The sequence below is a fragment of the Flavobacterium coralii genome (assembly GCF_019891545.1).
Lineage (GTDB): Bacteria > Bacteroidota > Bacteroidia > Flavobacteriales > Flavobacteriaceae > Flavobacterium > Flavobacterium coralii.
The window spans coordinates 83,214-108,295 of sequence record NZ_JAHDIU010000011.1 but is presented as its reverse complement, the minus strand read 5'-3'; the positions used below and the strand labels follow the sequence as shown (position 1 = coordinate 108,295).

Annotated in this window: 20 protein-coding genes and 2 tRNA genes; 10 read left to right on the top strand and 12 right to left on the bottom strand. The window is 38.2% G+C overall.

Annotated elements, in window-relative coordinates:
- Window positions 1-5,924, bottom strand: a 5,924-nt coding sequence (locus tag KJK34_RS14050; protein WP_223054528.1) for an FIDD domain-containing protein, incomplete at its 3' end; no start/stop codon positions are given.
- A gap of 438 nt (window positions 5,925-6,362) precedes the next feature.
- On the opposite strand from KJK34_RS14050, the gene KJK34_RS14045 reads away from it, so the two are divergent.
- From KJK34_RS14045 to KJK34_RS14025, 5 genes are all read left to right on the top strand, one after another.
- A complete protein-coding gene (locus KJK34_RS14045; RefSeq protein ID WP_223054527.1) occupies window positions 6,363-7,622 on the top strand; it encodes a putative DNA modification/repair radical SAM protein in 1,260 nt (419 codons plus the stop codon).
- A complete protein-coding gene (locus KJK34_RS14040) occupies window positions 7,622-8,398 on the top strand; it encodes a TIGR03915 family putative DNA repair protein (protein WP_223054526.1) in 777 nt (258 codons plus the stop codon). The genes KJK34_RS14045 and KJK34_RS14040 overlap by 1 nt, the downstream gene beginning before the upstream one ends.
- Window positions 8,399-8,675: 277 nt before the next feature.
- A complete protein-coding gene (locus KJK34_RS14035) occupies window positions 8,676-9,071 on the top strand; it encodes a hypothetical protein (RefSeq protein WP_223054525.1) in 396 nt (131 codons plus the stop codon).
- Between the two features lie 357 nt (window positions 9,072-9,428).
- Window positions 9,429-10,733 carry a pyridoxal phosphate-dependent decarboxylase family protein gene (locus KJK34_RS14030; RefSeq protein WP_223054524.1) on the top strand — a complete coding sequence of 435 codons (1,305 nt, stop codon included), beginning with the start codon at window positions 9,429-9,431 and terminating at the stop codon, window positions 10,731-10,733.
- 37 nt (window positions 10,734-10,770) lie between these two features.
- Window positions 10,771-11,325 (top strand): 2'-5' RNA ligase family protein, encoded by a 555-nt coding sequence (locus KJK34_RS14025; protein ID WP_223054523.1) that lies wholly within the window; start codon window positions 10,771-10,773, stop codon window positions 11,323-11,325.
- On the opposite strand, the gene KJK34_RS14020 is transcribed toward KJK34_RS14025, so the two are convergent.
- From KJK34_RS14020 to KJK34_RS14010, 3 genes are read right to left on the bottom strand one after another with little or no spacing between them, the layout of a single operon-like run.
- The gene (locus KJK34_RS14020) at window positions 11,326-11,514 is read right to left on the bottom strand and encodes a hypothetical protein (protein ID WP_223054522.1); all 189 of its coding nucleotides are present in this window, start codon (window positions 11,512-11,514) and stop codon (window positions 11,326-11,328) included.
- Between the two features lie 10 nt (window positions 11,515-11,524).
- A complete protein-coding gene (locus tag KJK34_RS14015; protein ID WP_223054521.1) occupies window positions 11,525-11,752 on the bottom strand; it encodes a hypothetical protein in 228 nt (75 codons plus the stop codon).
- A gap of 16 nt (window positions 11,753-11,768) precedes the next feature.
- A complete protein-coding gene (locus tag KJK34_RS14010; protein ID WP_223054520.1) occupies window positions 11,769-12,011 on the bottom strand; it encodes a hypothetical protein in 243 nt (80 codons plus the stop codon).
- Between the two features lie 240 nt (window positions 12,012-12,251).
- Between KJK34_RS14010 and KJK34_RS14005 the strand changes: the two genes are divergently transcribed.
- A tRNA-Ile gene (locus tag KJK34_RS14005) sits at window positions 12,252-12,325 on the top strand.
- A 425-nt stretch (window positions 12,326-12,750) separates the two neighbouring features.
- Here the strand turns inward: KJK34_RS14005 and KJK34_RS14000 are convergent.
- Window positions 12,751-13,353: an SHOCT domain-containing protein gene (locus KJK34_RS14000; protein WP_223054519.1), complete on the bottom strand. Its 603-nt coding sequence runs from the start codon at window positions 13,351-13,353 to the stop codon at window positions 12,751-12,753.
- A 97-nt stretch (window positions 13,354-13,450) separates the two neighbouring features.
- Between KJK34_RS14000 and KJK34_RS13995 the strand changes: the two genes are divergently transcribed.
- Window positions 13,451-13,699, top strand: coding sequence for a helix-turn-helix domain-containing protein (locus tag KJK34_RS13995; RefSeq protein WP_223054518.1), 249 nt, complete (start codon window positions 13,451-13,453; stop codon window positions 13,697-13,699).
- Window positions 13,700-13,831: 132 nt separating this feature from the next.
- On the opposite strand, the gene KJK34_RS13990 is transcribed toward KJK34_RS13995, so the two are convergent.
- The 4 genes from KJK34_RS13990 to KJK34_RS13975 form a co-directional block, all read right to left on the bottom strand.
- Window positions 13,832-14,476, bottom strand: a complete 645-nt coding sequence (locus KJK34_RS13990; protein WP_223054517.1) for a hypothetical protein — start codon at window positions 14,474-14,476, stop codon at window positions 13,832-13,834.
- Window positions 14,477-14,863: 387 nt separating this feature from the next.
- Window positions 14,864-15,697: a hypothetical protein gene (locus KJK34_RS13985; protein ID WP_223054516.1), complete on the bottom strand. Its 834-nt coding sequence runs from the start codon at window positions 15,695-15,697 to the stop codon at window positions 14,864-14,866.
- Window positions 15,687-17,123 (bottom strand): restriction endonuclease subunit S, encoded by a 1,437-nt coding sequence (locus KJK34_RS15330; protein ID WP_223054515.1) that lies wholly within the window; start codon window positions 17,121-17,123, stop codon window positions 15,687-15,689. The genes KJK34_RS13985 and KJK34_RS15330 overlap by 11 nt, the downstream gene beginning before the upstream one ends.
- A gap of 59 nt (window positions 17,124-17,182) precedes the next feature.
- Window positions 17,183-19,249: a type I restriction-modification system subunit M gene (locus tag KJK34_RS13975; RefSeq protein WP_223054514.1), complete on the bottom strand. Its 2,067-nt coding sequence runs from the start codon at window positions 19,247-19,249 to the stop codon at window positions 17,183-17,185.
- Window positions 19,250-19,584: 335 nt separating this feature from the next.
- Here KJK34_RS13975 and KJK34_RS13970 point away from each other — a divergent pair, with 335 nt between their 5' ends.
- Entirely contained in the window at window positions 19,585-20,595 is a 1,011-nt protein-coding gene (locus tag KJK34_RS13970; RefSeq protein WP_223054513.1) for a HEPN domain-containing protein, read from the top strand.
- A 22-nt stretch (window positions 20,596-20,617) separates the two neighbouring features.
- Here the strand turns inward: KJK34_RS13970 and KJK34_RS13965 are convergent, their stop codons facing one another.
- Window positions 20,618-22,066, bottom strand: a complete 1,449-nt coding sequence (locus KJK34_RS13965; protein WP_223054512.1) for a tyrosine-type recombinase/integrase — start codon at window positions 22,064-22,066, stop codon at window positions 20,618-20,620.
- A gap of 381 nt (window positions 22,067-22,447) precedes the next feature.
- On the opposite strand from KJK34_RS13965, the gene KJK34_RS13960 reads away from it, so the two are divergent.
- Both KJK34_RS13960 and KJK34_RS13955 read left to right on the top strand, forming a co-directional pair.
- Entirely contained in the window at window positions 22,448-23,290 is an 843-nt protein-coding gene (locus KJK34_RS13960; RefSeq protein WP_223054511.1) for a helix-turn-helix domain-containing protein, read from the top strand.
- Window positions 23,291-23,365: 75 nt separating this feature from the next.
- On the top strand, window positions 23,366-24,193 hold the full coding sequence (locus KJK34_RS13955) for a T9SS type A sorting domain-containing protein (RefSeq protein ID WP_223054510.1): 828 nt from the start codon (window positions 23,366-23,368) through the stop codon (window positions 24,191-24,193).
- Between the two features lie 128 nt (window positions 24,194-24,321).
- Here KJK34_RS13955 and KJK34_RS13950 read toward each other — a convergent pair whose 3' ends face one another.
- Both KJK34_RS13950 and KJK34_RS13945 read right to left on the bottom strand, forming a co-directional pair.
- Window positions 24,322-24,762, bottom strand: coding sequence for a hypothetical protein (locus tag KJK34_RS13950; protein ID WP_223054509.1), 441 nt, complete (start codon window positions 24,760-24,762; stop codon window positions 24,322-24,324).
- Window positions 24,763-24,863: 101 nt separating this feature from the next.
- Window positions 24,864-24,937 (bottom strand) — tRNA-Asn (locus KJK34_RS13945).
- Window positions 24,938-25,082 lie beyond the last annotated feature (145 nt).

Below are 25,082 nucleotides of genomic sequence, written 5' to 3'. Positions count from 1 at the left end.
CTTACAAAGATGGTGCGGGTCTGGCTGCTGTAGCTGCCGGGCGCAGTTATCGGGGTGGTGCCGAGCTGGGCGGCGCCAAGGGTTTCGTAGTAGCTTACGGTAAAGAAGGCCGGGCTAAGGTTGCCCAGTACTTCATCTTCCACGCTGGTTAGGTCGAAGATGGCAATGCCGTCGGTATCGCTGATGCCGTTATCGCATAGCTCGTAATCATCAGGTGTTGTGGCCTGCGGACGTGGGTTAACTATAAGCTCCAGCGGTACCACTGTGTAGCATGTTGGTGCTAAATTATTTTGCAGCCTTATATATACTGTCTGGTTTAGGGCAACAATATTATAGTATGCTCCGGGATTTGGTATCGGGTCGTTATTAAACTCGGCATCTGTAAGTGTTTCGTGTATACTAACCGTTACGTTTGGCTGTGCTCCAAGCGCTTCCTGCATAGCAGGCTGAAGGTTGAATATACCATTCCCCTGATCGTTAATACCACAAGTTGTTAAAGGTGCCGGCTGTGTAAACGTGGGCGGATATACAACGCTTACAGTAAAATCGCTCTCATCTGTACAAACCGGTATCGTGTTTGTTTCTGCATAAATGTATATAGTAGTAGTTGTAACTATCGGAGTGCCGGCAGCCAGCATAGTGCCTGTGCCGCCAGGGCCGGTGTAATAATTACCTACCGCTAGTTGTGGCAACACATAACTTTCGCAAGCATAAAAATCTGCTATTTCAGGAACCGATATACTATAAACCGTTACCACATAGCTGTGTTGTGTAAAGCAGGTTACCTCATCATCACCAGTTGCGGCATATATATAAACAGTTTGTGAACTTGTAAGCACATCTCCTGCGCTAAGCATAGTGCCTGTTCCCATAGGCCCTGTGTAGTAGTTACCTACTGTTAACGCCGGAAGCTGATATTGAAAACATACTTCAACATTACCCTGGGTATTATCTACCTGTGGCGTGTCAAATATGGTAATTTCAAAAACATTTTCATCATTACAGTTAACACGCCCGCCAAGCTCTGCATATACATACAGCGTTTGAGAGGCTGTTATAACATCTCCTGCCTCAAGCAGTACCTGCCCCGGGGTATCCGGACCGCCCGGAAGCGTATAGTAATCGCCGATTTCAAGTTCGGGTAATGTATAGCTGTCGCAGGCAGAAACCGCACCATCTTCAGGGTTGTCAGCCGTAATGGTATAAATATCTATTTCAAAGCTGTTTTCAGCAAAACAATTAGGCGTGGTGGCCGACTCTGCATAAATATACATTGTCATCGACTCTGTAATTACATCACCCGCAAAGTAAGCCTGTTGGCCCGGAGCGTTAGGGCCGCCCGGAAGCCCATAATAATTTCCTACCACAAGCTCTGTAAGCGTGTAGCTGTCGCAACGCTCAACTGTAGAACGGGCATCAGGTATAGGTGTATTAAATATTATAACCTCGAAACTTTCTTCTACCGTACAGTTAGGGTTAGTGCCTGTTTCGGCATAAACATATATTGTCTGGGTAGATGTAATAAGCTCACCCGCATTTAACAGCGTACCTGTACCGCCCGGGCCTGTGTAGTAGTTACCTACAGTAATTTCAGGCAGTATATATGAATCGCAAAGCGGCTGAAGCACCGGAACAGGGTCTAATATTGGATATTGGTTTACCGTAACGGTAAAGAAGTTGTTATCTGTACAGTTTGGCACTGTAGTTAAAGGTATATACACATAAATATCCTGCGTGGTAGTAATTACATCACCTGCGCTAAGGAGTGTTCCTGTACCTGCAGGGCCTGTGCGGTACTCACCCACCGGAAGCAACGGAAGTGTGTAGCTTCCGCAAACAGTAACGTTAACCGGGGCCTGCGGATTAATAAATACTGTAAACATGTGTTCTGCCGCACAGTTTGGCGTTCCGCCTGTTTCGGCATACACATAAATATCCATAGTAGTACTGATTACCTGGCCTGCAAAAAGCTGGGTACCTGTTCCGCCGGGGGCAGTATAGTAATTACCCACCGTAAGTGCCGGCAGCGTATATGTTCCGCAAGAACCTACGTTTGGCGGCGTATCAATAGCCGGTGCAGGTTTAATTTCCACATCAAAGCTAACCTCATCCGTACAGATAGGAGGTGTATTTGATGTAGCATATATATAAATTGTCTGATCTGTATCGATAAAGTCTCCTGCATTAAGCATAGTACCCGTTCCGCCCGGGGCAGTATAATAGTTACCTATTTCAAGAGCCGGAAGTGTGTAACCGCCGCACACAAGCTGGTCGGCAGGCTGATCAAGCTCAAAATCGCTGATATTTATATAAAATGCATTTTGTATAAAACAGTCAGGGAAATTAGGGTTGCTGCTGTACACATATAGTGTCTGGGAATTTGATATTACTGTTCCGGCAGCAAGCTGTGTACCTGTACCACCCGGTCCTGTATAATAGTTACCATTGTTAAGTGCAGGAAGCGCATAAGGAACACAAGACTGTACATTAACAGGGTCATCTGCAACAGGAGCATTTTCTATAGTTACCGTAAAACTATCATCATCGGTACAGTTAGCACCAGAGGTAACCGCTACATAAGTGTATATAGTTTGTGTTGTTGTTATTTGAGTGCCCGGTGCAATTTGGGTACCTGTACCGGCAGGGCCTGTATAATAATTACCCAGTGGCAGTTGCGGTAGTGTATAGCCGCCGCACGCCGAAACATTAGCAGGGGCTATAGAACCATTTATAATAGTGATATTTATGGTTCGCTGCCTGGTGCACCCGTTTGGTGATGTTGCATAAGCGTAAACCGGGCCTGAGGTTGTTATTACAGTTCCCGGATTAAGTACAGTTCCTGAACCGTTTGGCCCTCCCGGCGCTGAATAATACTGCGCATAAGACGGAAGTGTATTTGGTAAAGTATAGCTACCGCATGCTATTACCGCAGGTATTGCTGCAAGTACAGGAAGCGGGTTTACCGTAACCTCAAAACTACTCTCGGCTGTACAAATAGGTGTAGTGTTAGACTGTACGTATACATATATAGTCTGAGAGGTTGTAACGTTTGCTCCGGGTGTTAGCTGTGTACCTGTACCGCCCGGCCCTGTAAAGTAGTTACCCACAGGAAGCGCAGGCAGCTGGTAGCTTCCGCATACCTCCTGGTCATCCGGTGTAATGGCATCTATATTTATTATTGTTACTGTAAAAGTACGCTGCCTGGTACACCCGTTTGGCGATACAGCATAAGCATATACGGTTTGTGTTGTTGTTAATACCGTACCTGCGGGTAATATTGTTCCTGTACCGTTTGCCCCTGTATAATAATTGGCATAAGACGGAAGCGTGTTTGGTAATGTATAGCTATCGCACGCCGAAACATTTGGTATAGCCGCAAGAACAGGAAGCGGATTTATGGTTACTGTAAAACTTTCTTCATCTGTACAGTTAGGGTTAACCGGGCTAACCGAATATATATATATGGTTTGCGATGTAGTAATTTGTGTAGATGCAGGTATCACTGTGCCTGTACCACCCGGACCTGTATAATAGTTTTGTCCGGCAGGTAAAGCAGGCAATGTATAGTTACCGCAACGGGTAACGTCAGCTAAATCATCAACCTGTATATTACTTATTGTTACAGTAAAGCTCTGCTCGGTAAAGCACGAAGGATCTACAGGACTTGCAGCATACACAAATAGTGTTTGTGTTGTACTTATAACCGTTCCTGCAGCAAGCTGAGTACCTGTAGCACCTGTACCTGTATAATAGTTTTGCCCCGCCGGCAATGCAGGTAATGTATAAGGAGAACACTCGTTAACATCTGCCGGATCGTTTACAACAGGAGGTGTATTGATTGTTACTGTGAAAGAACTGTTTTCTGTACATTCTGCCGCAGCCGGTATATAAAAATATATAGTTTGTGTTGCCGTTATAGCAGTTCCTGCGGCTATCTGTCCGCCTGTTCCGCCCGGGCCGTTATAATAAAATTGTCCGGCAGGCAATGCAGGCAGTGTGTAAGATTGGCATGCAGTAACGTTTGCCGGTGCCGATGCAGCCGTAATTACCTCTACGTTGAAGCTAACCTGGTTAGAGCAGCTTGTACTGCCCTGTGTGTTGGTAGCAAATATGTAAATGGTCTGGCTTGTAGTTATAGCGTCGCCCGCATTTAGCTGGGTGCCTGTACCGCCTGTACCGGTAAAATAATTACCCGTGGTAAGCGCAGGCAATGTATAAGTATTACATGCCGTAACATCATCAGGCTGGGTAAGCACCGGAAGCGGCACAACAATAAGGTCAAACATTGTTATGGTAAAACAGCCGGGGTCAAAGTTGCGTTGCACCCTTGCATAAATAGTCTGGCTGGTTCCGGTATAGCTCTCAGGAAATTCTATCGGGGCAGAGCCGTCTTCGGCTGCAGCCTGAAAAGTAAAGTAAAGGATGGTATTCTCATTAACAGGCTGAGTACCCAGTATAGTACCATTTTGCAGGGTAAGGTTAAAAATAGCCTCTCCTGAACCTTCAGCACTTTCGCACTGCACCATGTTGTTAGGCTGTGTGGCGGTAGGTACAGGTGCAGTTAATAACTGAAAAGAGTCAACTACAAAGCAGCTGCTGTTATGGCTCTTAACCCTTACATATATTGTTGTATTGGCAGGGCCGGTGTAGGTATTGCCTAAAGCTCCTACCCCACCAATTGCGTCATCTGACGTAGCGTGGTATGAAACCACGGTTGCAGGGTTAAGCCCCTGCTTAATCACAGGTGTATTAAGCGCAAGGTTATAAGTATATGTACCTGACCCATTTTCGCACGCAAACAAGTCATTCGGCGCATTAGGGGTTATCTGCGGTGCATATTCTATAAGAATAGATTGTGTGCTTGTACAGCCATCGGCAGTCCTGGTAACAGTAACTGCATAATTGCCCGGCAGGTTATCGGTAAGCACAGCACCACCCGGTATAGGGTTACTGTTTCTTGTCCAGGCAAAACTGTATTGTGCTGCATTTGGCTGCAGCCCGGTATCAAGTGTAAAGCTATCGCCCGTACAAAGGGCTGTATTGTTAGCCAACGTAAGGTCGAGCCCTAATAGCTCCTGGCCCAGGTTAAGGCTTCCCTGCGGGAAAAATACCGCAGAATCATATTCGCCGTCCGTGCCGTCGGCACCACCGTCATCAGCAATAACTATTTTAAGGTGATATGTGTTGCCGGGTATAAGTGTTGCGGTAGAAGTTATAAGTACTGAGCGCCCTTCAAAATTGATAGGTGCGGCAGCCGCGTTACCTCCCCCGTAAAACGCTCCAAAATATTGTGGGTTTACAGAAGGGCAGGCAGAGTTATTGATAACATCTTTTATTGTATTGATTGATACAGGCTGAGATGTTGGCAGTGTTGCCACATTTACAGCCGGTGTGCCTGCCGTAACATTGGTAAGGTACATTGCAAAGCCATCGTTCGATTCACACTGGTAGGTACCATACTCTTCAGACGCAAAAATATAGCTTGCTGAAAAGTTGCTTGTGGCAGGTACAAAATCAAACTCCAGTATTGTGGCATTTTTTGAGTTAATGCCCATAGTTGCACTAATGTTTGCATCGCCTGCCCATGCCGGAGAGGAGAAACTCGATGTACTGTTGTTTGGCCCCTGTGCGGCAACGGCGTTACCCGAAGTAAGCACCAAACCTCCTGACATTGGAAAGGCAGAACCGGAATAAGTGAACGTACCTATACCGTTACCGGCCGAATAGCCAAAGTTTGTTCCTGTACTTTTTGTAACATTAGAAATTTGTGCCAAGCAGGCATCCTGCGGATTAAGCAGATAATTGGTTACCAGTTGCGTGGTTGCAGCAGGATTGTTTACAGGGTGCGGGGTTACCGTTATACCCTGAGAAAAAGCACCAACTGTAAATGCCAGCAGTGCCAAAAGCAGTAAATTTCTTTTCATATCAGCTATACACCTTTTATATATACATCGGGAGATTTTTAGCGTTTTCCCCCATCAACGTTAAAAACTTAATTTACAGCACCTTAAAAAGAAGCGCAAATATAAAACTAAAACTAAAACTATCTATATACCTGTAACTATTGCTTTTATAGACTTAAATTAACATTATTAAATATCATTTACTACAATATACAATTTTTTTTTGTAATATTTTAACTTATTCTTACGGATTCAAACACATTTCGGATTGCTCCTTATTAATTTAAACCTAAATACTTGCGAAATTACCCACTAATGGGTAGGTTTTAATGTTAAAATCGACCACTGTTGCAATTAAACAGCTAAATAACAAAAAACCCCCATTTATACGTTTTAATAAATTATTAAGGTATAGTTACTTATGATTTTTTTCTTATTTTTGTTGAAAATAATCTTTGTATGTGGGAGAGGTTGAGAGAAAAGCTTACAATACTTGCCGATGCGGCAAAATATGATGTATCATGCTCAAGCAGTGGCGGTAATCGTAAAAACGATAATAAAGGCATAGGCGATAGCAGCAATGGTATATGCCATACTTACACAGAAGACGGAAGGTGTGTATCATTACTAAAAATTTTGCTTACCAACCATTGCATTTATGACTGTGCCTTTTGTGTATCCAGAAAAAGCAACGATGTAAAGCGTGCCGCTTTTACAGTGGATGAAGTAGTGGAATTAACCATGAATTTTTATCGCCGCAATTATATCGAAGGACTTTTTTTAAGTTCGGGCATCTTTAAAAATGCCGATTTTACTATGGAGAGGCTGGTTAAGATTGTAAAAAAACTGCGCATTGAGCAACGCTTTAACGGCTATATACACCTGAAAACCATTCCCGGCGCAAGCCCTGAACTGCTGACAGAAGCGGGTTTGTATGCCGACAGGATGAGCATTAACCTTGAAATGCCCACCGAAAGCGGGCTTAAACTGCTTGCCCCAGATAAATCTCACGAAGATGTAAAAAAGCCGCTTGGCTTTATTCAGGATACCATTACCCAGTTTAAAGATGAAAAGAAAACAGGGCTTATAAAGCGTGTCCCGAAATTTGTGCCTGCCGGGCAAAGCACGCAAATGGTTATTGGCGCTACACCCGAAACCGATATGGAGATTATGCACAGCGCCGCGCAGTATTATAAAAATTATAGCTTAAAAAGGGTATATTATTCAGGATATATACCCATAAGTTATGACAGCCGTATGCCGGTTATTGGCAGCCAGCCACCGCTTTTACGCGAGAACAGGCTCTATCAGACCGACTGGCTCATGCGTTTTTATGGCTTTGAAGTGAAGGAACTACTCAATGAAAAGAACCCGCACCTTGATACTGACATAGACCCTAAGCTGAGCTGGGCATTGCGCAACATGGATCAGTTTCCTGTAGATATAAACACTGCCGACTATAACATGATATTGCGGGTGCCGGGTATTGGCGTTACATCGGCAAAAAAAATAGTACAGGCGCGCAGGTTTGGCAGGCTGCGTAGTGACCAGCTTAAAAAGATAGGGATTGCTTATAACCGTGCCCGCCATTTTATAAGGTGTGCCAATAGCCCTTATGCAATTAATGAACCGGAGGCAAATCATATCAAGAGCCTGATACTGGCCGAAAGCAACAGCAAATACTTAAAAATCCCGCAAACCCAGTTAAGCCTTTTTTAATGGTAACTTTTATATTTGACGGTACTTTTGAAGGATTGCTCACCGCCGTTTTTGATTACTATGAGTTGAAACCGGAGCGTGTGCAACTAATTTGGGACAAGCTTTACCAACCTAAAATGCTGGAAGAAAGCCATACGGTTATTAGTGATGAGGCTAAGGCAAACCGTGTGTGGCAGGGGTTAAAGAAAAAGCTGCAGCCTGACTGGGTTAACACGTATTACTGCGCCTACCTTTCGGAGCAGCCGCAGGCTTTTCAGGCATTGTTTGATTTTGCCCTGTACATATTTGATAATAAACCGGGTGCTGAAGCCAATTTTGGAAATGAGCATGTTATTGCCGTAACCCAGACTGCAAAAAAGGTAAGCCGTGAGCGGCACAGGATGAAGGCTTTTATCCGTTTTCAGAAAACTGCAGATGGTATTTATTATGCACCTGTTGAGCCCGATTTTAATGTTTTACCGCTTATTGCAGGCTTCTTTAAAAACAGGTATGCCGACCAGCAATGGATTATTTATGATGTGCGCCGTAAGTACGGCCTGTTTTATGACCTGCAAAAAGTTAACGAAATCACGTATGAATTTGTTTCGGCAGTGGACACTTCTAAACCAAGGCTCCATGAGTCTTTGACAGATGAAAAAGAAGAGCTGGCCTCTATGCTATGGAAAGATTATTTTAACAGTACAAATATTCCTGCCCGTAAAAACATGAAGCTTCACATTCAGCACGTACCAAAACGATACTGGAAGTATCTCAACGAAAAAGAAGGAAAAAACTAAATGAAGTAAATTTGTTTAACAAATTTTAAAATAAAAGGCAAAGAGCCGCATAATACATTGTTTAATTCTGTAAGATTTACTGTTTAATTCCCCTATCATTAGTCTCTCAACCCTTGATACTATATCCACTAAAAATTTGTTTATCAGGTAATTAATAAAACTATCTGTATAGACAAAATATAGACAGGCCGATTTTCATGTAAAATCAGCTTACAGGTTTTGTAAATTGCCTGTACATATACACCCGATTACTATTTACTAATTTAAGCTAATAACCATGCCGGCGCTACTCGAAAAATTAAAATTCAGGGCGCGCGTTGTTAAGCGTGCATTTAATGTAATACCAAAACGTGATAAAGCTGTAAAACTTGTAGATGTAAACTATCTTACAGACCAAGACAGCAACAACACTTTAATACTGCGTTATAATTTTGAAAACGCATTGTGGTACGAATTTGAGAATAAAAAAACATTTGCCGACAGGCAGGTGGTTTGCAGGCCTGAAGACGGAGAAACAACAGTTCACCTCTCTGTACACGGGCTGTTTAACAAAAATGACTATACGATAGTGCTGCAGCCTGACAAAGTACAAATATCAGGCATATGCAAAAGTTTGTTGCCTAAAGAAAGACGACAGCTTTACAAGCACTCGGAGATAAAACCAAGGGTTTAAAATTTCAGTTCCTTTCCCCCGAGAGGAATGTCCTGAAGCCGGGAGAAGCATCCCAAAAACCACTATTGCTAAAAGAGATACGGCCGTAATTAATTACGGCCGCATCCTAAACTAAACCTAAATAACTTATCGTTACTTATCAATTTGATTAACGCAAATCCTGCCATTTTATTGGCGGGATTTTGTCATTATATGTATTGCGTTTTACCTGATTGATGAAACTACTTTAACACCTTTTTGATAAGCAACTATTATATAGACGCAAAAAAATGAAAAAGGTTGCAGCTATTATGATAAAAATCATAATTTTTTTCTGACGAGTGCATTTCCTTTGCATCAAACATTAAGCAGAATACTATGAAATACTGGAAAAAACTTACAAGGGAGCAACGCCTTGTGCGCATACAAAACGCACTGAAAGATAACGTTAACTTTTCTACAGATGCTTCTTTAGGCTATCCTGCCTCTAAACTTGACGGTAAAGTATTTTATGATGATGCCCCTTTTCTTAAAGATGCTCCGGTATTACAAACTTTTGTAGCCAACCCCAACCATATAGGCTGCCACACCTATGGCACATCCGAAAAAGCATTTAAAGGAACTCAGGAAATAGAGCGTGAAGTTCTCGATATAATTGCCACCGATATCTTTAAAGCACAACCCGGCAGTTTTGACGGCTACATAGCACCCGGTGGCACAGAGGCAAATATACAGGCATTGTGGGTTTACCGAAATTATTTTATTAATGAATACGGTGCCAAACCGGATGAGATAGCCATACTTGCATCTGAAGACACCCATTACTCAATTCCAAAAGGTTCTAACCTGCTGCTTCTTGATTTTATTAAAACTCCGGTACACTTCAGTAGCCGTTACATAGATGAAACAGCACTTGAAGGATTGATAATGGCGGCACGAATGGCAGGTAAAAAATATTTTGTAGTGGTGGCCAATATGGGCACTACCATGTTTGGCTCTGTAGATGAAGCTGAAGTTTATACCGATTTACTCAGAAAATACGGGCTTACTTATAAACTTCACATTGATGGTGCTTATGGCGGGTTTGTTTATCCGTTCAGCAATACAGGCAGCAAGCTTAATTTTGAAAATCCTGATATAAGTTCGGTTACCATAGATGCACACAAGATGCTGCAGGCACCTTATGGTACCGGTATATTTATATGCAGGAAAGGCTTAATAGAAAATGTACTGACTAAAGAAGCAGAATATGTTGAGGGAATGGATTTAACCCTTTGCGGAAGCAGGTCGGGCGCCAACGCTATTGCCGTGTGGATGATACTCACCACTTATGGCCCACACGGTTGGGCAGAAAAGGTAAACATGCTGCACATGCGCACAAACTGGCTGTGCAATGAGCTTGATGCGTTGGGCATAGAATATTTCCGCGAGCCGTACATGAATATTGTAACTATAAAATCTGAATATGTGCCGGAAGAAATTGCGCTGCGATTTAACCTTGTTCCTCAAAAGCACGATAAAAACAACCAATGGTATAAAATTGTTGTGATGGACCATGTGGAAACCGATCATTTAGCTCAGTTTACGGAAGCACTGAAGAACGGGATACCTGAAGGAGAGAAATCTAAATATACTTCTATTACAGAAAGTATTACCGAAAACACCCATTTTGTAAGGTACTAATACCGAAGTTAAATTTAAACAGGTTATTTTTATTGTTATGAAAGACAACCTGTATTTTATTGCCATACTTGCCCCTGATGATATTTCAGCAGAGATAACTGCATTTAAGCAAGATATAGCTGAGAACTTTAACAGCAGCAAAGCCTTAAAGTCTATGCCGCATATTACAATGCTGCCGCCTTTTAAATTGAGCACTGAGCAACATGAAGATCTTAACAGATGGTTTTTAAATGCACCTGTTTCGGTTTCTCCTTTTACTATAAATCTCAACGGGTTTGGTTCTTTCAACAACAGTAATAACCCTGTAATTTATGTTAAACCCGAAGAAGTTGAAGAATTACGGATACTACAAAAAGAGCTCGTCAATTCATTCAAAATCAATTATCCGGAAATCAAGGCTACACATAGTTTTAACCCACACATGACTATTGCATATCGTGATTTAAGCCGCGAAAATTATGAAAAGGCATGGCCACTATATGAAGACAAAGCCTATAAAGCAATGTTTAAAACAACCGAAGTTTGGTTGCTTCAGCACAACGGCAAACGCTGGGTACCAATAACCAGCAAAATCCTTACCGTCGCTTACTGATTATTCACCATCAAGCCCTGTATCGGCGCCGCTGGTATCTCCTTCGTTACTGCCTTCATCGGTAAAAACAGAATCTGTTGTCATCCCTAAATCAGGGTCACTGTCATTATCTCCGGGCTTTGTGTCCCTGCACGAATAACAGCTCAACGCCAGAGTAAACATTGCTATAAATAAAAATCTTCTTTTCATATAATATTTTTTACGGAGTTACCTCATCTTCATCAAGATTGTCGTTAACATCCCTTTCAATTTCGCTTACAGTGTCTATTTCACGTCCGAGGCCATCACTGCCTACATTACTTACACTGTCAAGCTCGGTTTCTGTAACTGTTTCATCTCCTTCCATATCATTCTGCTTATTGTCTTTACAGCCAGTAATACTGAATAATAATGTAAGTGCAAACAGCGCAATTATTTTATTTCTCATGGTTGTATGTGTTTATTTACGGTACTTGTTTATGAAGCTCAAAATCGTCGTTCTCACGATTTACTTTGGTAATGGTATCAGTCTCTGTCATAATTGTGTCTGTACCGTCATCATAACTTGGCTCCATTGGCTCAAGTGTTTCAGGAACAGGATCTACGCCTGTAACCTCCTCCGGAGATTTTTCTTTACATGATGTTAGTGTTATACCGGCTGCAAGTAAGCCGATACACAAAATGCTTTTTACTGTATGTTTCTTCATGATTTTACTTTAAAAGGTTAGTAAACTCAAAGCTAAGGCTTTTATATGTTTTAATTATCTTATAGGTATATTAAATAAAACTTAAAGAGAAATTAAGTACATAATGCATTTTACAACAACTATTACTGAAAACATACTGCTTATCAAGCACTTAAAAACATTTTTATTTTAACAGTAAATTATCCTGTAGAATTATTTGCAGTAAAAGAAAATTAGTAGTAATATTGCAACCTCAAAAGCGGTCCTATAGCTCAGTTGGTTAGAGCACCTGACTCATAATCAGGTGGTCCCTGGTTCGAGCCCAGGTGGGACCACTAGTTTTAAATTAACCCCTTGAATGTCAATAAGATATTTAAGGGGTTTTTATTTACGGCAGAAAATACAGCAGAAAAAATCGTTACCTAATAAAAAAGGATAACCTAATCGCTATCCTTTTTTATCGAAACTACCCCTTAAGAAGTTTTTCCAGTTGTTTCACATGGTACCGCTTTCTGTTAGTATTAAAAACTCTTATAGGTTTTATAAAACCTAAAGCCTCATACTTCAATAATGTAGTTTTGCTTTTAATACCAAGTATCTGCATTGCCTCACGGCTATTAACATAATGCATTAACTTTTTGTATTACCGCACTCTCTGAAACTAACCCCAGTGCGAAGGCAACGTTACCTTGAAAGATAAATCTTTACCGAGTATCAGATTAAAGCAAATATACACAATATAAGCCTTAGTGACAAGAAGCTATATATTCAAGAGCTGCTTTTTCTTTTGGATAAACTCTTCTTCTGTTAAGATTCCCCTTTTAAATAACTCTGATATTTTCTCTAAATCATTCAGCCCATTTGAAGGAAAAGCCGTTTCCGGCTTTTCCTTAAGCCTGAAAGTATCAAGTTGCTCAGCCTCTTTCAATTGATTTAGAGCAATGTAAAATTCAATATGTCCTCCGCCAGAATTATTTTGAATACTAACTTTATAGCCTTTTGAAGCAAACAAATAAGAATAAACATTATATGCTATTTTAGTGCCTAAAAAGCCATCTACCCAAAGCCCTACATTAAACATTACAATCCCAAATATTATCATTACTACACCTAAAAACGAGAGAGGTTCAACACTAATAACCATTGCTATTATCGCTATGATTATTCCCAAAAGTAGCATCCTCAGGCTTATTTGTGTCGGCCGTATTGATAGATAGCTAAACTCTTCAATATTTACACCTCCCATATTATAGCGTTCAATACTTATTTGCTGTTGTGCATTCTTTTCTATTGAGCGAAATAGTATTCTGTCCTCACTAATCTCAATATCTCCCGATATAAAACTAATAACCTTTTTATTCATAATGACATGCTTAAGTTAATGAGCAAATATAAACATTTCGCCTTATAAGGCGAGTTTCGTAAATAAATTTATTTGCTGTGTGCACTTACTTTGTTAAATGCAGAAGGAATTGGACCAATTAGAGCAGCAATTAAATCAAAGAATTTACAATCTATTCAAAGTCAAATTCGATGGCAATAAATCTGCATTTGCAAGAGCTTCACATTGTAGAGAATCAACTATAAGACGTCTATTCAGAAACGAACAGGGTATCACCATTAATCTTCTCTTACGAATAGCAAATGCATTAGATGTTACCGCTGAGGAACTTTTGAAAGATATTAAGTATAGCGATAAGGATGTTTAACTATAAGGCTAGCTTCATTTATCTTTACTAAAAATCTTCTTTGCTGTTTCACCTCTCATTTGGAGCGCAAGCCTCTTCTTCTTTAAAATCCACATATTATCTAACAGTATTTGGAATTGTTGCCTCGTAACCTTAATTCTCAACTCTAACCTCCCTTCTTATATCTTTTCTAAAATCCCAATCTTCACCCTGCAAACCATCTTTAGCTATATAATACACTCCCGCCTGGTTTCTATCATAAATCTTAACCTCAACTCTATCATATTCAAAGAAAACCGCTATCTCATTTACAATAGCCTCTTTGAGTTTCTTGTTATCAACATGAATAACAAAGTGACTATGACATCCTTTGCGGTTTGTAAATTGTTCAGTTGTGAAGAATAATCTTAACCCCGTCTCTTCACCAAATTTATTCAGAAGATGTTCATACATTGCTGTCATTACTTTAAAACAGCTTTTTTTATTACGCTCGGTTTTATAAGCGATAGTATAAAAGAAGCTCCAGTCCATATGCCAAAATAATGATGGAAAGCTATCTTTATCAGCTAAACACTCAAGCAAATTTCTCATACTCTTATTTTGTTGTTCCAGTGTCTTGTACTCATCAAACATCTTCTCACTGTCAAAATACTTGGCATGGCCCTCGGGTATATATCGCCTATTACCCTTTAATTTTGTTTCTTCTTTGAGTTCAGGGTTCTTCTCATAGAATCTATATATAGTAGTTCTACTTTTTCCAGTTGTCTTAATAAACTTATTCATCTTCTCATACTTCATAACTATTTATATTAGTACTCTTGTTATCTAGATACAAGAACCCCATACAAGGGTTTCAATCAAGCATCTACTAATTAAATAGTCTAAAAAATTATAAAGTGTAGCTTCTGCGGTACATTTAGCTGATTTTATTTTTTTAAGCACTCAGAGAAGTGTGTCAAAATGTTACAGTAAAATAAAGAACTGTGAAATTTTGGGAAAATTTACGCTTATATCTATGTGAGGTGTGACCGGCTCCGCCGGACCACACCTGAAAGCGAGGATACCAGACCGCAAATATGTTTAATGTCAAATATTACGGGGGAATGAGGACTAAAAAACCTAGTGGAGGAGTAAAAAAATTAAGTACCGTAACGTGCTAACATAAGCGCCCCTGGTACATATAAACTATCTAATTTTATCTAAAATTAGCTTTAAAAGTGCATAAGCTTCTTTATAAACTTTTTGCGTGGCAACATTAGGAATTAATTCGCCGTGAAAGAGAATATTTCTTAATTGGTATAAAGTTTCAATTAAACCCTTACACACAAATATAGCATAACAATTTGTGTTATTTATGTCTCTTATAAAATTATATGAATCGCATTTATAGTAATTTTTAGGGCTTTCAATTAATGTATATTGCACCAAATCGGTTACTATTATCGGCTCCAGCTGTTTAAAATATAATCTAAGCTGCTCCTTTCGCGGATAACTTAAAGCAATATAAGCCTGTTGAGCTTGCAGATGATTTAAATCATAGGTGTCATGGCGATAACTAAAAATAGTAGTATTATCATTCTTTCGTTTAAGAAAAATTTGTATTTCTGAAATTTCCCCTAGTGGACCAGCATCTACCCTCCTTAAATAATATTTATTATGACCTATAATTTCATTATCGATTAAGTTTTTTGGATTTTTCTCTTTTATGATTGAATTAAAAGATATAACCCCCTCGCTATTTTCTAAATGACTGTTCTGAAGATTGAAATGTAATGACGATAAATAACTCCTAAACTCAAGCCCCTCCTGAGAGTCGGACTCCATATAAGAATTTATAGCATTTCTTACAGGATTAGAGTCTTTTTTAATTTTGTTAATTTTCTTCCTGTCAGAATCTAGAGTTGGATAGCTTGCGTTATACCAGGCGTTAAATGGAATCCATGCCTTGATGAAATTCGTAATATAATCAATGTCGGATTGCTCAATCCATCTTCTGATGTTTTCAGTACTAGTTGGCATCTGTGTAAATATTATTTGTGTTTATATATTCTAGTGCCTTTTCTTCATCTTCTTCGATAGCTATTTCAACGGCTCTTTTAGCAACTTCAAGTAGTTGTTCACTCTGTTGTTTTAAATTGAAGCTCTCTTCTACCAACCTTGCAATTTCTTTTTGCTTTTCGTAGTCTATTATAGGTACAACAACATTTTTAATTTCATTCACTCGCCAGTGCAAGATAATAGACCCTCCAGCATCTCGCTCAGCCTGCATCTTAATCACTTTAGAATTTAATGCTAAAGCTAAATATTCAGGTAGAACCTTCTCAGAGTCTTTTACAGTAAGATGCAATATAGCACTAGACGTGATACCATTAAAATCTTCTCTTAGTAAATATGCGGTACCTACACTGCCATCTTTAGAAAATAATATTGTCCCTGCCTTAGGCATTAATTCATAAATTAACTCCTCGTTTTCTACAACAAAGTTAGTTGATAGTCGCTTGCTGGGATTTATAAGCCCTAATCTATTAAAATCAGCAACACGCATGAATGGCAAAGCACCTTCATCATCCGAATAAAAATCTGAACCTGGTTCTATAGATTTTTTAATTTCAACTATATTACCTAATTCATCGTGGACGACTCCTTTTAAAGCTTTTATAAGATTCTCATACTTTTTCTGGTAATATTCTGCATCTAATCTACCAGTAGACCCAAAGCTAGAGCTAAGACTTTTGATATTGTATGCATAATTGTTTTGTTTATAGTCGATTAAACCTAATTCTTTCAAAAAAAGTAGTTCAGATTTATTATAGTTACTACTTGCATCTTCCATAGTTGAGTTAGCTTTCTCAATAAGGAGCTTTAAATGCTTCATAAACTTTTTCGAACGCTCTGGAACAGGAATCCTTCGTATACGAGACATTGCTACTGTAGGCTGTGCGGAAAGAGTTTTTTCTCTATCTAAAATTTGCTGGCCTATAGCAGAATTAAAAAACGTAGAAACATAGAATGCTAGTTCAACATCTCTCCTAGGTCTTAATCTACATATATTGGGACCTAATTGATATCCGTTGTTTAACAAGGTTAAAGCCCTTCTATATTCACCTGTATATGACAAAACAACATCATATTTAAAAAGCTTTGAACGTAGAAGATTAGCATTAGAAACTTTTTTATCAATTGTGATAAAACTATCTAAATACAATCTTTCATTTTGAATATTTTTACTTGTTAAAGCCACATAACCATCATCACTCGACATATTTAATGGTGTGAAATATTTTGTATATTCGAATCCCGCCAACTTGGACACATCAAATTCTTCGTCAATGTAAAAATATTTGTATGAACGTATTTTTTTTAATAAAGCTAATGGCTCTTTTCTAAAGTATTCGGCATCATAACGGAAAATATTATTATTAACGGAAATATCCCTTAGCTTCACTTCTTGTATTTCTAGCCCTTCTAATAAAGTTGTATACTTTGCTAAATTAAAAGGGCTTTCTACTTTCCCACAAAAGACAATTTCTCTTTTTTAGCAAATTCTGTAAAAGCCTCAGCAATTCCGTCTTTCGTTAAGCCATCGTGATTAAATAAGTCGTGTTTTACGATAAGATGCCCGTGTGTGTCCAGTAAGTATTCATCTAAATCTTTTGGTATCTCATCATAGTGGTCTACTGGTTCTGCAACCTCATCTACTACTTCAGTTATTTGAGAGGATTTTGGAAAATCTCTCTTTTTAACAAATATTTTTTCTCCACTATTATCCTTACTAGGCTCCTGCATAGTAGCAAAGAATATTGGGTAATCCTCTACTTTCGGGCATAATGTCTCATCCCACTTTTGTACAAAAAGTACGCTTGTTTTAGTTCCTGTATGTGGCTTAAATACGTTGCCATGTAATCCTACTACTGCCAATATTCTACAATGCTCCGCAATAAAATCGCGTATGGCTTTGTCTGAGCTATTATTAAATCTTCCTTGCGGCAAAACTACTGCCATACGCCCTCCGGGCGTGAGAAAGTCTAAATTTCGCTCTATAAACAAAATATCTCGCCCTACAGATGACTGGTATTTACCGTTTGGTTTTTTTCCTAACTCATACTTAGCCAATATTCTACTCTCTTTAATATCTCCAGCAAACGGTGGATTAGCCATAAGTACATCAAACTTAAAATCCCTATTACTATCTTTTTCCGTTCTGAGCTTTTTTAATTTTTTCCATCCCTCGAAATATGTATCTTGCCATTCTTCATCCTCTATTTTCTCATCCCATCGCTCCCAGTCGAGTGTGTTGAGGTGTAAAACATTCGTTTGGCCGTCACCCGCAATCAAATTCAATGTGCGTGCCACACGCACAGCTTTCTCGTCAAAATCAATTGCAAACACCTTATTCTGAACATAATCAATACACTCCGCTGGCTTTTCTTCGGTGGTGAATAAATGGCTCTTTGGCAGGCCTTTCTCTTTTAATATTTGTTCCCACACATGAAAAATACTGTGTACTGGGAAACCACAACTCCCCGCAGCAGTATCAATTATTGTTTCTTCCTGTTGAGGGTTAAGCATCTTAACACACATATCAATTACATAGCGGGGTGTAAAATATTGTCCTTTTTCTCCCTTACTACTTTTATTAATGAGGTATTCAAAAGCTTCATCAACTACATCTAGATTAGAATTAAATAACTTGACGTCCTGCAATGATGATACGCACACTGACAAGTGAGAAGGTGTCAGCATTAACTTGGCATCATCTGTAAATACACCTTCCCACTTTTGTTTTGCCCTGTCAAATATTGATTGGATTTTTGCTTTCAATTCTGTTTCAGTATCACCGTAATTCCTAAATTCTAACGCACGGCTCTTATTACGTCCGCTTTCCATTTCGTCAAAAAGCTTAGTGAAAATAAGTTTAAACAGTTCCTCGAATACATCTACACCAGCGTTAGCTAAAACCTCATCCTCCATCTCAAGAATCAAATCCTTGAGTGATTTACGCTCTGTAACAAGCTTATCTTTTCTAACAAGGTCATCTATCGTCCAACGCTCAGTAAGTACATCTGAAAGCTTCTCTGTTGCCCTGGGTATGTTTGGTATATCTTCAAAATAATTAGGGTCTTTACGATTATAGTAAGATATACTATCGCCGTTACTCCATATTCCTATTGGTGCTCCAGTAGCATTGCAATAACTTTTAAGTTGTTCCTTACCATCTTTTAGCTTTGGTTTTTTAAGCTCTACCATCATATAAATTGATGTCGGATTTTGCTTGTCAAAAACTACAATATCTGCTCGCTTCTTTTCACGTCCAAAACTCACTGCATACTCTAGCTCCATCCTGTCAAGTGGATAACCATAATCGTCTGTAAGGACCGATAAATATAATTGCCTCACAGCTTCCTCTGGTGTAAGTCTTATATCTTTTTTACGTACTCTGCATTTAACGTATGGCATCTGCACTCCCCGAACCTCTTTCAGGAAAATGGAATTTTCTAAAGCTAAAATTTGTTCGGCAGAAAATTGCGTTAATTTATAATTGGAATCTCTTAATATGTCTGTAAGAATCATGTATAAATTTTTTACTTAGAGTACAAATATAGTTAACAAAAAGTTAGGAAAAATATGAGGTTTATCCTATCTTTAAATTGCTTAATGAGTTAAATAATGGATAAAAAATTTTATAAAACGGACAACTCCAGTACCACTAATTTACATTATGATATTGTGGTAAGTAAGATTCTTGACAGTTCCCGAAGCCACCACTTAAGAAATGAGCCTTCATTTTCTCCCAGCGCATCATTAGGATTTATAGGTGCATTACTTCAATTATTAGTGGCTCTTATAGTGATTGTATATTTGAGTGTCAAATGGATTTTTAACAAGATGCAATGATAATTTAATATATGGCCGCACAGAAGAAGAATAAAACAGGAACAGAATTAGAACAAAATGAACGGATATACACCAACATTGCAATTTTTACAGGTAGCTTTGTCGACTTGAATGTACTTGACCTTTCAATGTTAAATCTCCGCTTTATGAAGTTTAAATCGGCAGAGTTTAATAAGCTAGTTAAACAAACAGAATATCATAAGGGGCAGATAGCAAGAGTTATAAAAGGAATTTCAGAAGAACACTTAGATAATGATAGACTACAAGTTTTGTTGCCCATAAATTTCTCCAAACCAGTAAAAAAAGAAGATTTATGGCTAGTTAGAGACATTCTTTTAGTTATATTCCCTTCTGATATAGCAATTGCGCGAATTATAGACTTTCAACTTTTAGGTAACAAAATAGGGCTTAGTGGCATATTAAGTTACGAATTTAGAACTACAGGTGAAGATACATTTGCTAATTATTTATTTCTTTACGAACATGAAATTCAGTGTATAAATCAATTCATACCCATTTATATTGAGCGTTATAATAAGATTCCATATTTAACAAAAACTATCCACGCCTATTTGAGTAGTTTTTTTCAAAGCTTTAGCGACATGGAATACCTTAGCCTCTGCATAGCTCTTGAGAGTATTATAAATGGGAAAACTGAGTTGACCTACAGAATACGCAGAAATATTGCAATAATTTTAGCTAGTGATGTCGAACTCGGTAAAATTGTATTTAAAAATATTGGTGATGTATATGATTTACGTTCAGCTATTGCGCACTCCACTGGTGAAAAATATGATAGAATAAGGATTTATCTTCCATATCTTAGAAAAGTAATTTCCAGATTAATTGTGGAATTAATAAGTTTAAACATCCATGATATTGACAAGCTAAATAGCGAGCTTTCTTATATTGGTTTTGGAGATAGGGGTAAACTTTCTGAAAATTATGTTGAATACAAACTTAGCACATCTGTATGGGCAGGAGTTTTTAACGATATTAGGGAAGAATATAAAAATAAGTAATCCCCGGCCTGCCGGGGATTACTTATTGATAACTATATAATTCAGACTTATCCTGCACCACACGCTTAACCTCATCATAGAATAGGGAAGCTTTATTAATCAAGGACCGCTTATCATAATATCCCGACATAGCTGTAGAGGTTTTATTAGGGTGTGTCACATGCTCGATAGTTGCTTGTGGCAAGCCGTAGTTACTCAAGTTGGTATAAAAAGCCTTTCGCATATCATGACTACTTACTATGTCACTAACAGCTTTAGTCTCCTTAATTATTCCGTTTCTAAAGGTGTAGTTCGTTAGTGTAGCTTTAGCATTTATTTTGGCCATTTTAAAAAGGGCTTTAATATTACCATTTAAGGTAGCGTTATCAGGAAATGTCGGAAAAGAATCTTTATTAGTCTCTAAAACCTTCTCAACTAACGGCAACAGAGGTATTATACATTCTGTGTCGGTTTTATTCTGGTCACTATGTATATATTTATATTCACGAAACTCATCTTTATATTGTTGAATTTCTTCTTTGTGTGCCTCAACCATACTTTCATATCTCATACCCGTTAATGAGGCTAAAATAACATAATCTCTAGCATTCTTTATGGCTGGTGTAGAGGGCTCAAACTGTATTATCTTTTTTAGATTAGATTCATCAATGTATATATCCTTTGCTGTTGGTTTTTCCTTCAATATAAGGTTTGTATCGGTGACATCAAGTGCAACCTCGATTTTATCTTTAACAGCTTGTTTACATATATACACTAAAACCTTTTGATATTTGATAATTCCGTTTACAGAGAAGCCGTATTGATTAGTAACCTGTTTACGCTTACCCTCTATTGATGGCACAACAATTTTTCCGCAAAATACATCATCCTGAAACTCCCAAAACTCTCTGTAAAGTTTCTCATCCAGATTTTCAAAGAAAATTATATTATTAAAGTATTTTTGATACCTGTCAACATAATATAATAGTGTTCTAAAAGTTTTAATTCTGCCCTCGCTGATTTCGTTTCTCTGACCGCTTCCCTTTAAGCTCTCATATAGTTCAATTTTCTTACTTAGATATTTATAAAGTTCAACCTTTTGCCTAACATCTCGTTTACTTTTACCTAACTGTATAAACAATTCCTTCTTAAATTCATCCTTTGTGGGGTGCTCATCATGCAGGATATAGTTTGAATAAACTTTGTCTATGTGAGCTTCTAATCTCTTCATCGCATTTTTTATTCCTGCATTTGATTTTGAATAGTGATTAAATATCTTCTCATCAAACTTGAAGTTATTATCGGCAATGCCAAAGTTTGAGGGTTTAATATCACATTGGAGACTAACCTTAAAGGTCTGATACTCCTTCTTCTCATTTACGTATTCAAACCAACCCGCACTAATGCGTGCGGTTATTAATTCAGGTAAGGTTCTTTTACTTATGTCCTTGCTCTTGGCCTCTAATACGTAATTGATTTTAGGTTTCTTCATACAGCAAATATACACAAAAAAGTTTTACGGCAGAATATACGGCATAATAAAATGAAATAATTTGAACTTTTTTGAACCTATTTGAACAGCTCACTTTTTAAATAATCAACTGTATTACAGTGAATAGTACTGAATTTATCTTGTATTATAAGCCTTCCTTTATATTGCAATTGTAGTTTAGGTGGGACCACAACACAAAAGCCCTGTTAATCAGGGCTTTTTTAATTTCAGCGGCTGCGGAAATTAAAAATAGCTATTGCCCTGCTTCATAATAATAGCCAACCTACTAATGGCGATAAACCATAATATAATTTTTCAGGAACAATATTCCGTTTTTGTATTTATACAAATTTTGTAACTTCCCGCTTTAATTATGGTACTATGAGTAGTAAGGATACCAGAGTAAGCCCTGTAGAGTTGCCGCAATACAACAGGCCACTGATTATAGAACCTCTGGACTATAAGAACCCTTATGATTATCATAAATCGCACCGGCACGACTACTTCGAGATCATTCTGGTAGAACAGGGAGAGGGAAAACAATTTATCGACTTTGCAGAATATAAGATGTCAGGCGGGCAGCTTTATGCTATTTATCCCGGCCAGATACACCTGATGCACCGCAACTCAGCAACAGGTTTGTTAATACAGTTCAGGAAAGATATCTTTAAATTCCTCCAGCCCCTAAAACACTATCAGCTCTACTTCCCGAAACAGGTTTTCAACCTCGATATAGAAAGCTTTACCCACTTGTATGATGTTGCAGTCCGGATGATGGGGCTGCTTGAAAATAAAGAACTGACACCTTTTACACACCATAAATTATACAGCTACCTGCAAATTATACTTATATCATTGCCTGAGTTTCATGAAGCGAAAACAGATATGCTAACTACAAATATTGTAACTAAGTTTTTGTCGTTGCTGCCACAACATATTAAAACAGAAAAAAAAGTTTCTGACTACTGCGGCCTCATAGGGTGCAATACAGAAAAACTGAATGAAGCCTGTAAGGCAAGCCTCGGCAAGACTCCGCTAAAGCTGATTCATGAAGAGCTGATGCTGGAAATAAGGCGGCTGATGCTGCTTGGCGAACTCTCTCTTAAAGAAATAGCATTCGAGCTTAATTTTGACAGCCAGGGTAACTTTAGCTCTTTTATAAAAACACACAGCGGGTTAACCCCTTCGGAGCTGCAGCAGGCCACACTTGAAATTTATAAGTAATTCCTGTTTTTTCATAAAATACTAATGATATTGAGGTTATACTTTTACAGAAGTATTAACCTAATAAAATGTGCTATGAAAAATTTTATCTTATCCTTTAGCCTTGTCTTTGCATTTGGCAATATTGCATTTTCGCAATGTGAAGACCCTGTAACACTACCCTATATGGAGGGTGCTGAATCTGCTACTCTGCCCGAGCTGCCCAATTGTATGTACAGCTCTTATTTAACCTTTGCTTCTCCTGAAATATTTCAAACAACAGCCGGACCTGTAGAGGGTTTTTCAGGAAACGTATTTCGCTATAATACCATATTGGATGAACAAATGCCCGAAGGTATAGGAGTAGCCGCTACGCTGGCAAGCAGACCTATAACACTAAATGCGGGATCATCTTACAGGGTGTCTTATAGATACGGGATGAGTAATCCCGAAGGAGTATTAGGGATTATTCGCGTTATGATGACCCGCAGTTTAAACGATTACATTTACCTTCCGGAACAGGAAAACGTCCCCGCTGGTACTCCGGCAATTTTTACATCCGAACCTTTTACCGTAGAAGAAACCGATATCTATTACCTTACTATAGAAGTACATTTATTAGGCAACCAGGGTTTTCTTTATTTTGACGACATTACCCTTGAAGAGGTCCCAACTGCATCAGTACAGGAAAATGCCTTTGAAAATTTCGTGGTGTACCCTAATCCTGTAAAAAATGAAATCAATCTTGCTAATGTTAGCGGGGCTGACATAATGATACACACAATAACCGGGCAATTAGTACTTTCGCAACAGATTACAGAAAACACTTCCCGAATTAATACGGAAGCATTAAGCGCCGGCATTTACCTTTTAAAAGTTAATTCGGGCACAGCCGAAAAAACAGTAAAAATCATTAAAGAATAAAATACCGACTCAACGTAAAAGCCCTGCAATATTGTAGGGCTTTTTTGATAGCACTATGTCATTATTTGTGTGTAGAAAAAGATTACATTTTTGTGTAAAAGTCCCAACATTATCCCTAACCTATCATTTTAGCTCTTGGTGCTTTGATTATTATTATACGATTCATATATAAATTTAAATTCACTATTAAATGTACAACATGTATTTTCTCTTACATTACAAAGCGTCCAATTATCTAATGGATACTCAACATCATTCTTGGTGTTATCACAAAAGACATCTAACCGGTAATCATCAGAAACGTGTAAAGAAAAATCATTAAACTTGTTTACATCTATATCGGTTATATGTTCGTTAGTAATATATTTTATGCCGGATAATATTTTTTCATTATTAATATCTGAGGCAGATGTGCCAATAACTTGATTAGCATGAGAGATACGCCATGCACTATATATAAATAGAACAAACATATCGCCTGAATTATTTTTAAGATCCAAAACAATAATTGACCCATTACTGCCGCCAGCAATAACTTTGGTAATTTTAGTGCCTACTAATAATTTCATAAATATCTTTTTTCCTATATTCTTAATTATCTAAGACAAAGTATGAAACATGCGCACACTATGCAAAACAAAAAAGCCAGTCATTAGACTGGCTTTTAAAGCTCCCCCTCTTGGGCTCGAACCAAGGACCCTCTGATTAACAGTCAGATGCTCTAACCAACTGAGCTAAGGAGGAAACTGTATATTTTAAAAGATAATTATCTTTTGTGTTTCAGTATGTGAGGCAGCTAATCTGTTGCCTTTATTGCGGTGCAAATATATAACCATTTTTAATTTCCGCAAACAAAATAAGAAAAAATTTCTGCTAAATTTTTGATGGC

Bases quoted from the DNA above. Each gene is read 5' to 3' on its own strand.
- KJK34_RS13990 (WP_223054517.1), bottom strand. From the start codon at position 14,476: ATGAAGTATGAGAAGATGAATAAGTTTATTAAGACAACTGGAAAAAGT.
- KJK34_RS14020 (WP_223054522.1), bottom strand. From the start codon at position 11,514: ATGAAAAGAAGATTTTTATTTATAGCAATGTTTACTCTGGCGTTGAGC.
- KJK34_RS13985 (WP_223054516.1), bottom strand. From the start codon at position 15,697: ATGCCAACTAGTACTGAAAACATCAGAAGATGGATTGAGCAATCCGAC.
- KJK34_RS14040 (WP_223054526.1), top strand. From the start codon at position 7,622: ATGGTAACTTTTATATTTGACGGTACTTTTGAAGGATTGCTCACCGCC.
- KJK34_RS13960 (WP_223054511.1), top strand. From the start codon at position 22,448: ATGAGTAGTAAGGATACCAGAGTAAGCCCTGTAGAGTTGCCGCAATAC.
- KJK34_RS14035 (WP_223054525.1), top strand. From the start codon at position 8,676: ATGCCGGCGCTACTCGAAAAATTAAAATTCAGGGCGCGCGTTGTTAAG.
- KJK34_RS14015 (WP_223054521.1), bottom strand. From the start codon at position 11,752: ATGAGAAATAAAATAATTGCGCTGTTTGCACTTACATTATTATTCAGT.
- KJK34_RS13970 (WP_223054513.1), top strand. From the start codon at position 19,585: ATGGCCGCACAGAAGAAGAATAAAACAGGAACAGAATTAGAACAAAAT.
- KJK34_RS13950 (WP_223054509.1), bottom strand. From the start codon at position 24,762: ATGAAATTATTAGTAGGCACTAAAATTACCAAAGTTATTGCTGGCGGC.
- KJK34_RS14010 (WP_223054520.1), bottom strand. From the start codon at position 12,011: ATGAAGAAACATACAGTAAAAAGCATTTTGTGTATCGGCTTACTTGCA.
- KJK34_RS13995 (WP_223054518.1), top strand. From the start codon at position 13,451: ATGCAGAAGGAATTGGACCAATTAGAGCAGCAATTAAATCAAAGAATT.
- KJK34_RS13955 (WP_223054510.1), top strand. From the start codon at position 23,366: ATGAAAAATTTTATCTTATCCTTTAGCCTTGTCTTTGCATTTGGCAAT.
- KJK34_RS14045 (WP_223054527.1), top strand. From the start codon at position 6,363: ATGTGGGAGAGGTTGAGAGAAAAGCTTACAATACTTGCCGATGCGGCA.
- KJK34_RS14000 (WP_223054519.1), bottom strand. From the start codon at position 13,353: ATGAATAAAAAGGTTATTAGTTTTATATCGGGAGATATTGAGATTAGT.
- KJK34_RS13975 (WP_223054514.1), bottom strand. From the start codon at position 19,249: ATGATTCTTACAGACATATTAAGAGATTCCAATTATAAATTAACGCAA.
- KJK34_RS13965 (WP_223054512.1), bottom strand. From the start codon at position 22,066: ATGAAGAAACCTAAAATCAATTACGTATTAGAGGCCAAGAGCAAGGAC.
- KJK34_RS14030 (WP_223054524.1), top strand. From the start codon at position 9,429: ATGAAATACTGGAAAAAACTTACAAGGGAGCAACGCCTTGTGCGCATA.
- KJK34_RS14025 (WP_223054523.1), top strand. From the start codon at position 10,771: ATGAAAGACAACCTGTATTTTATTGCCATACTTGCCCCTGATGATATT.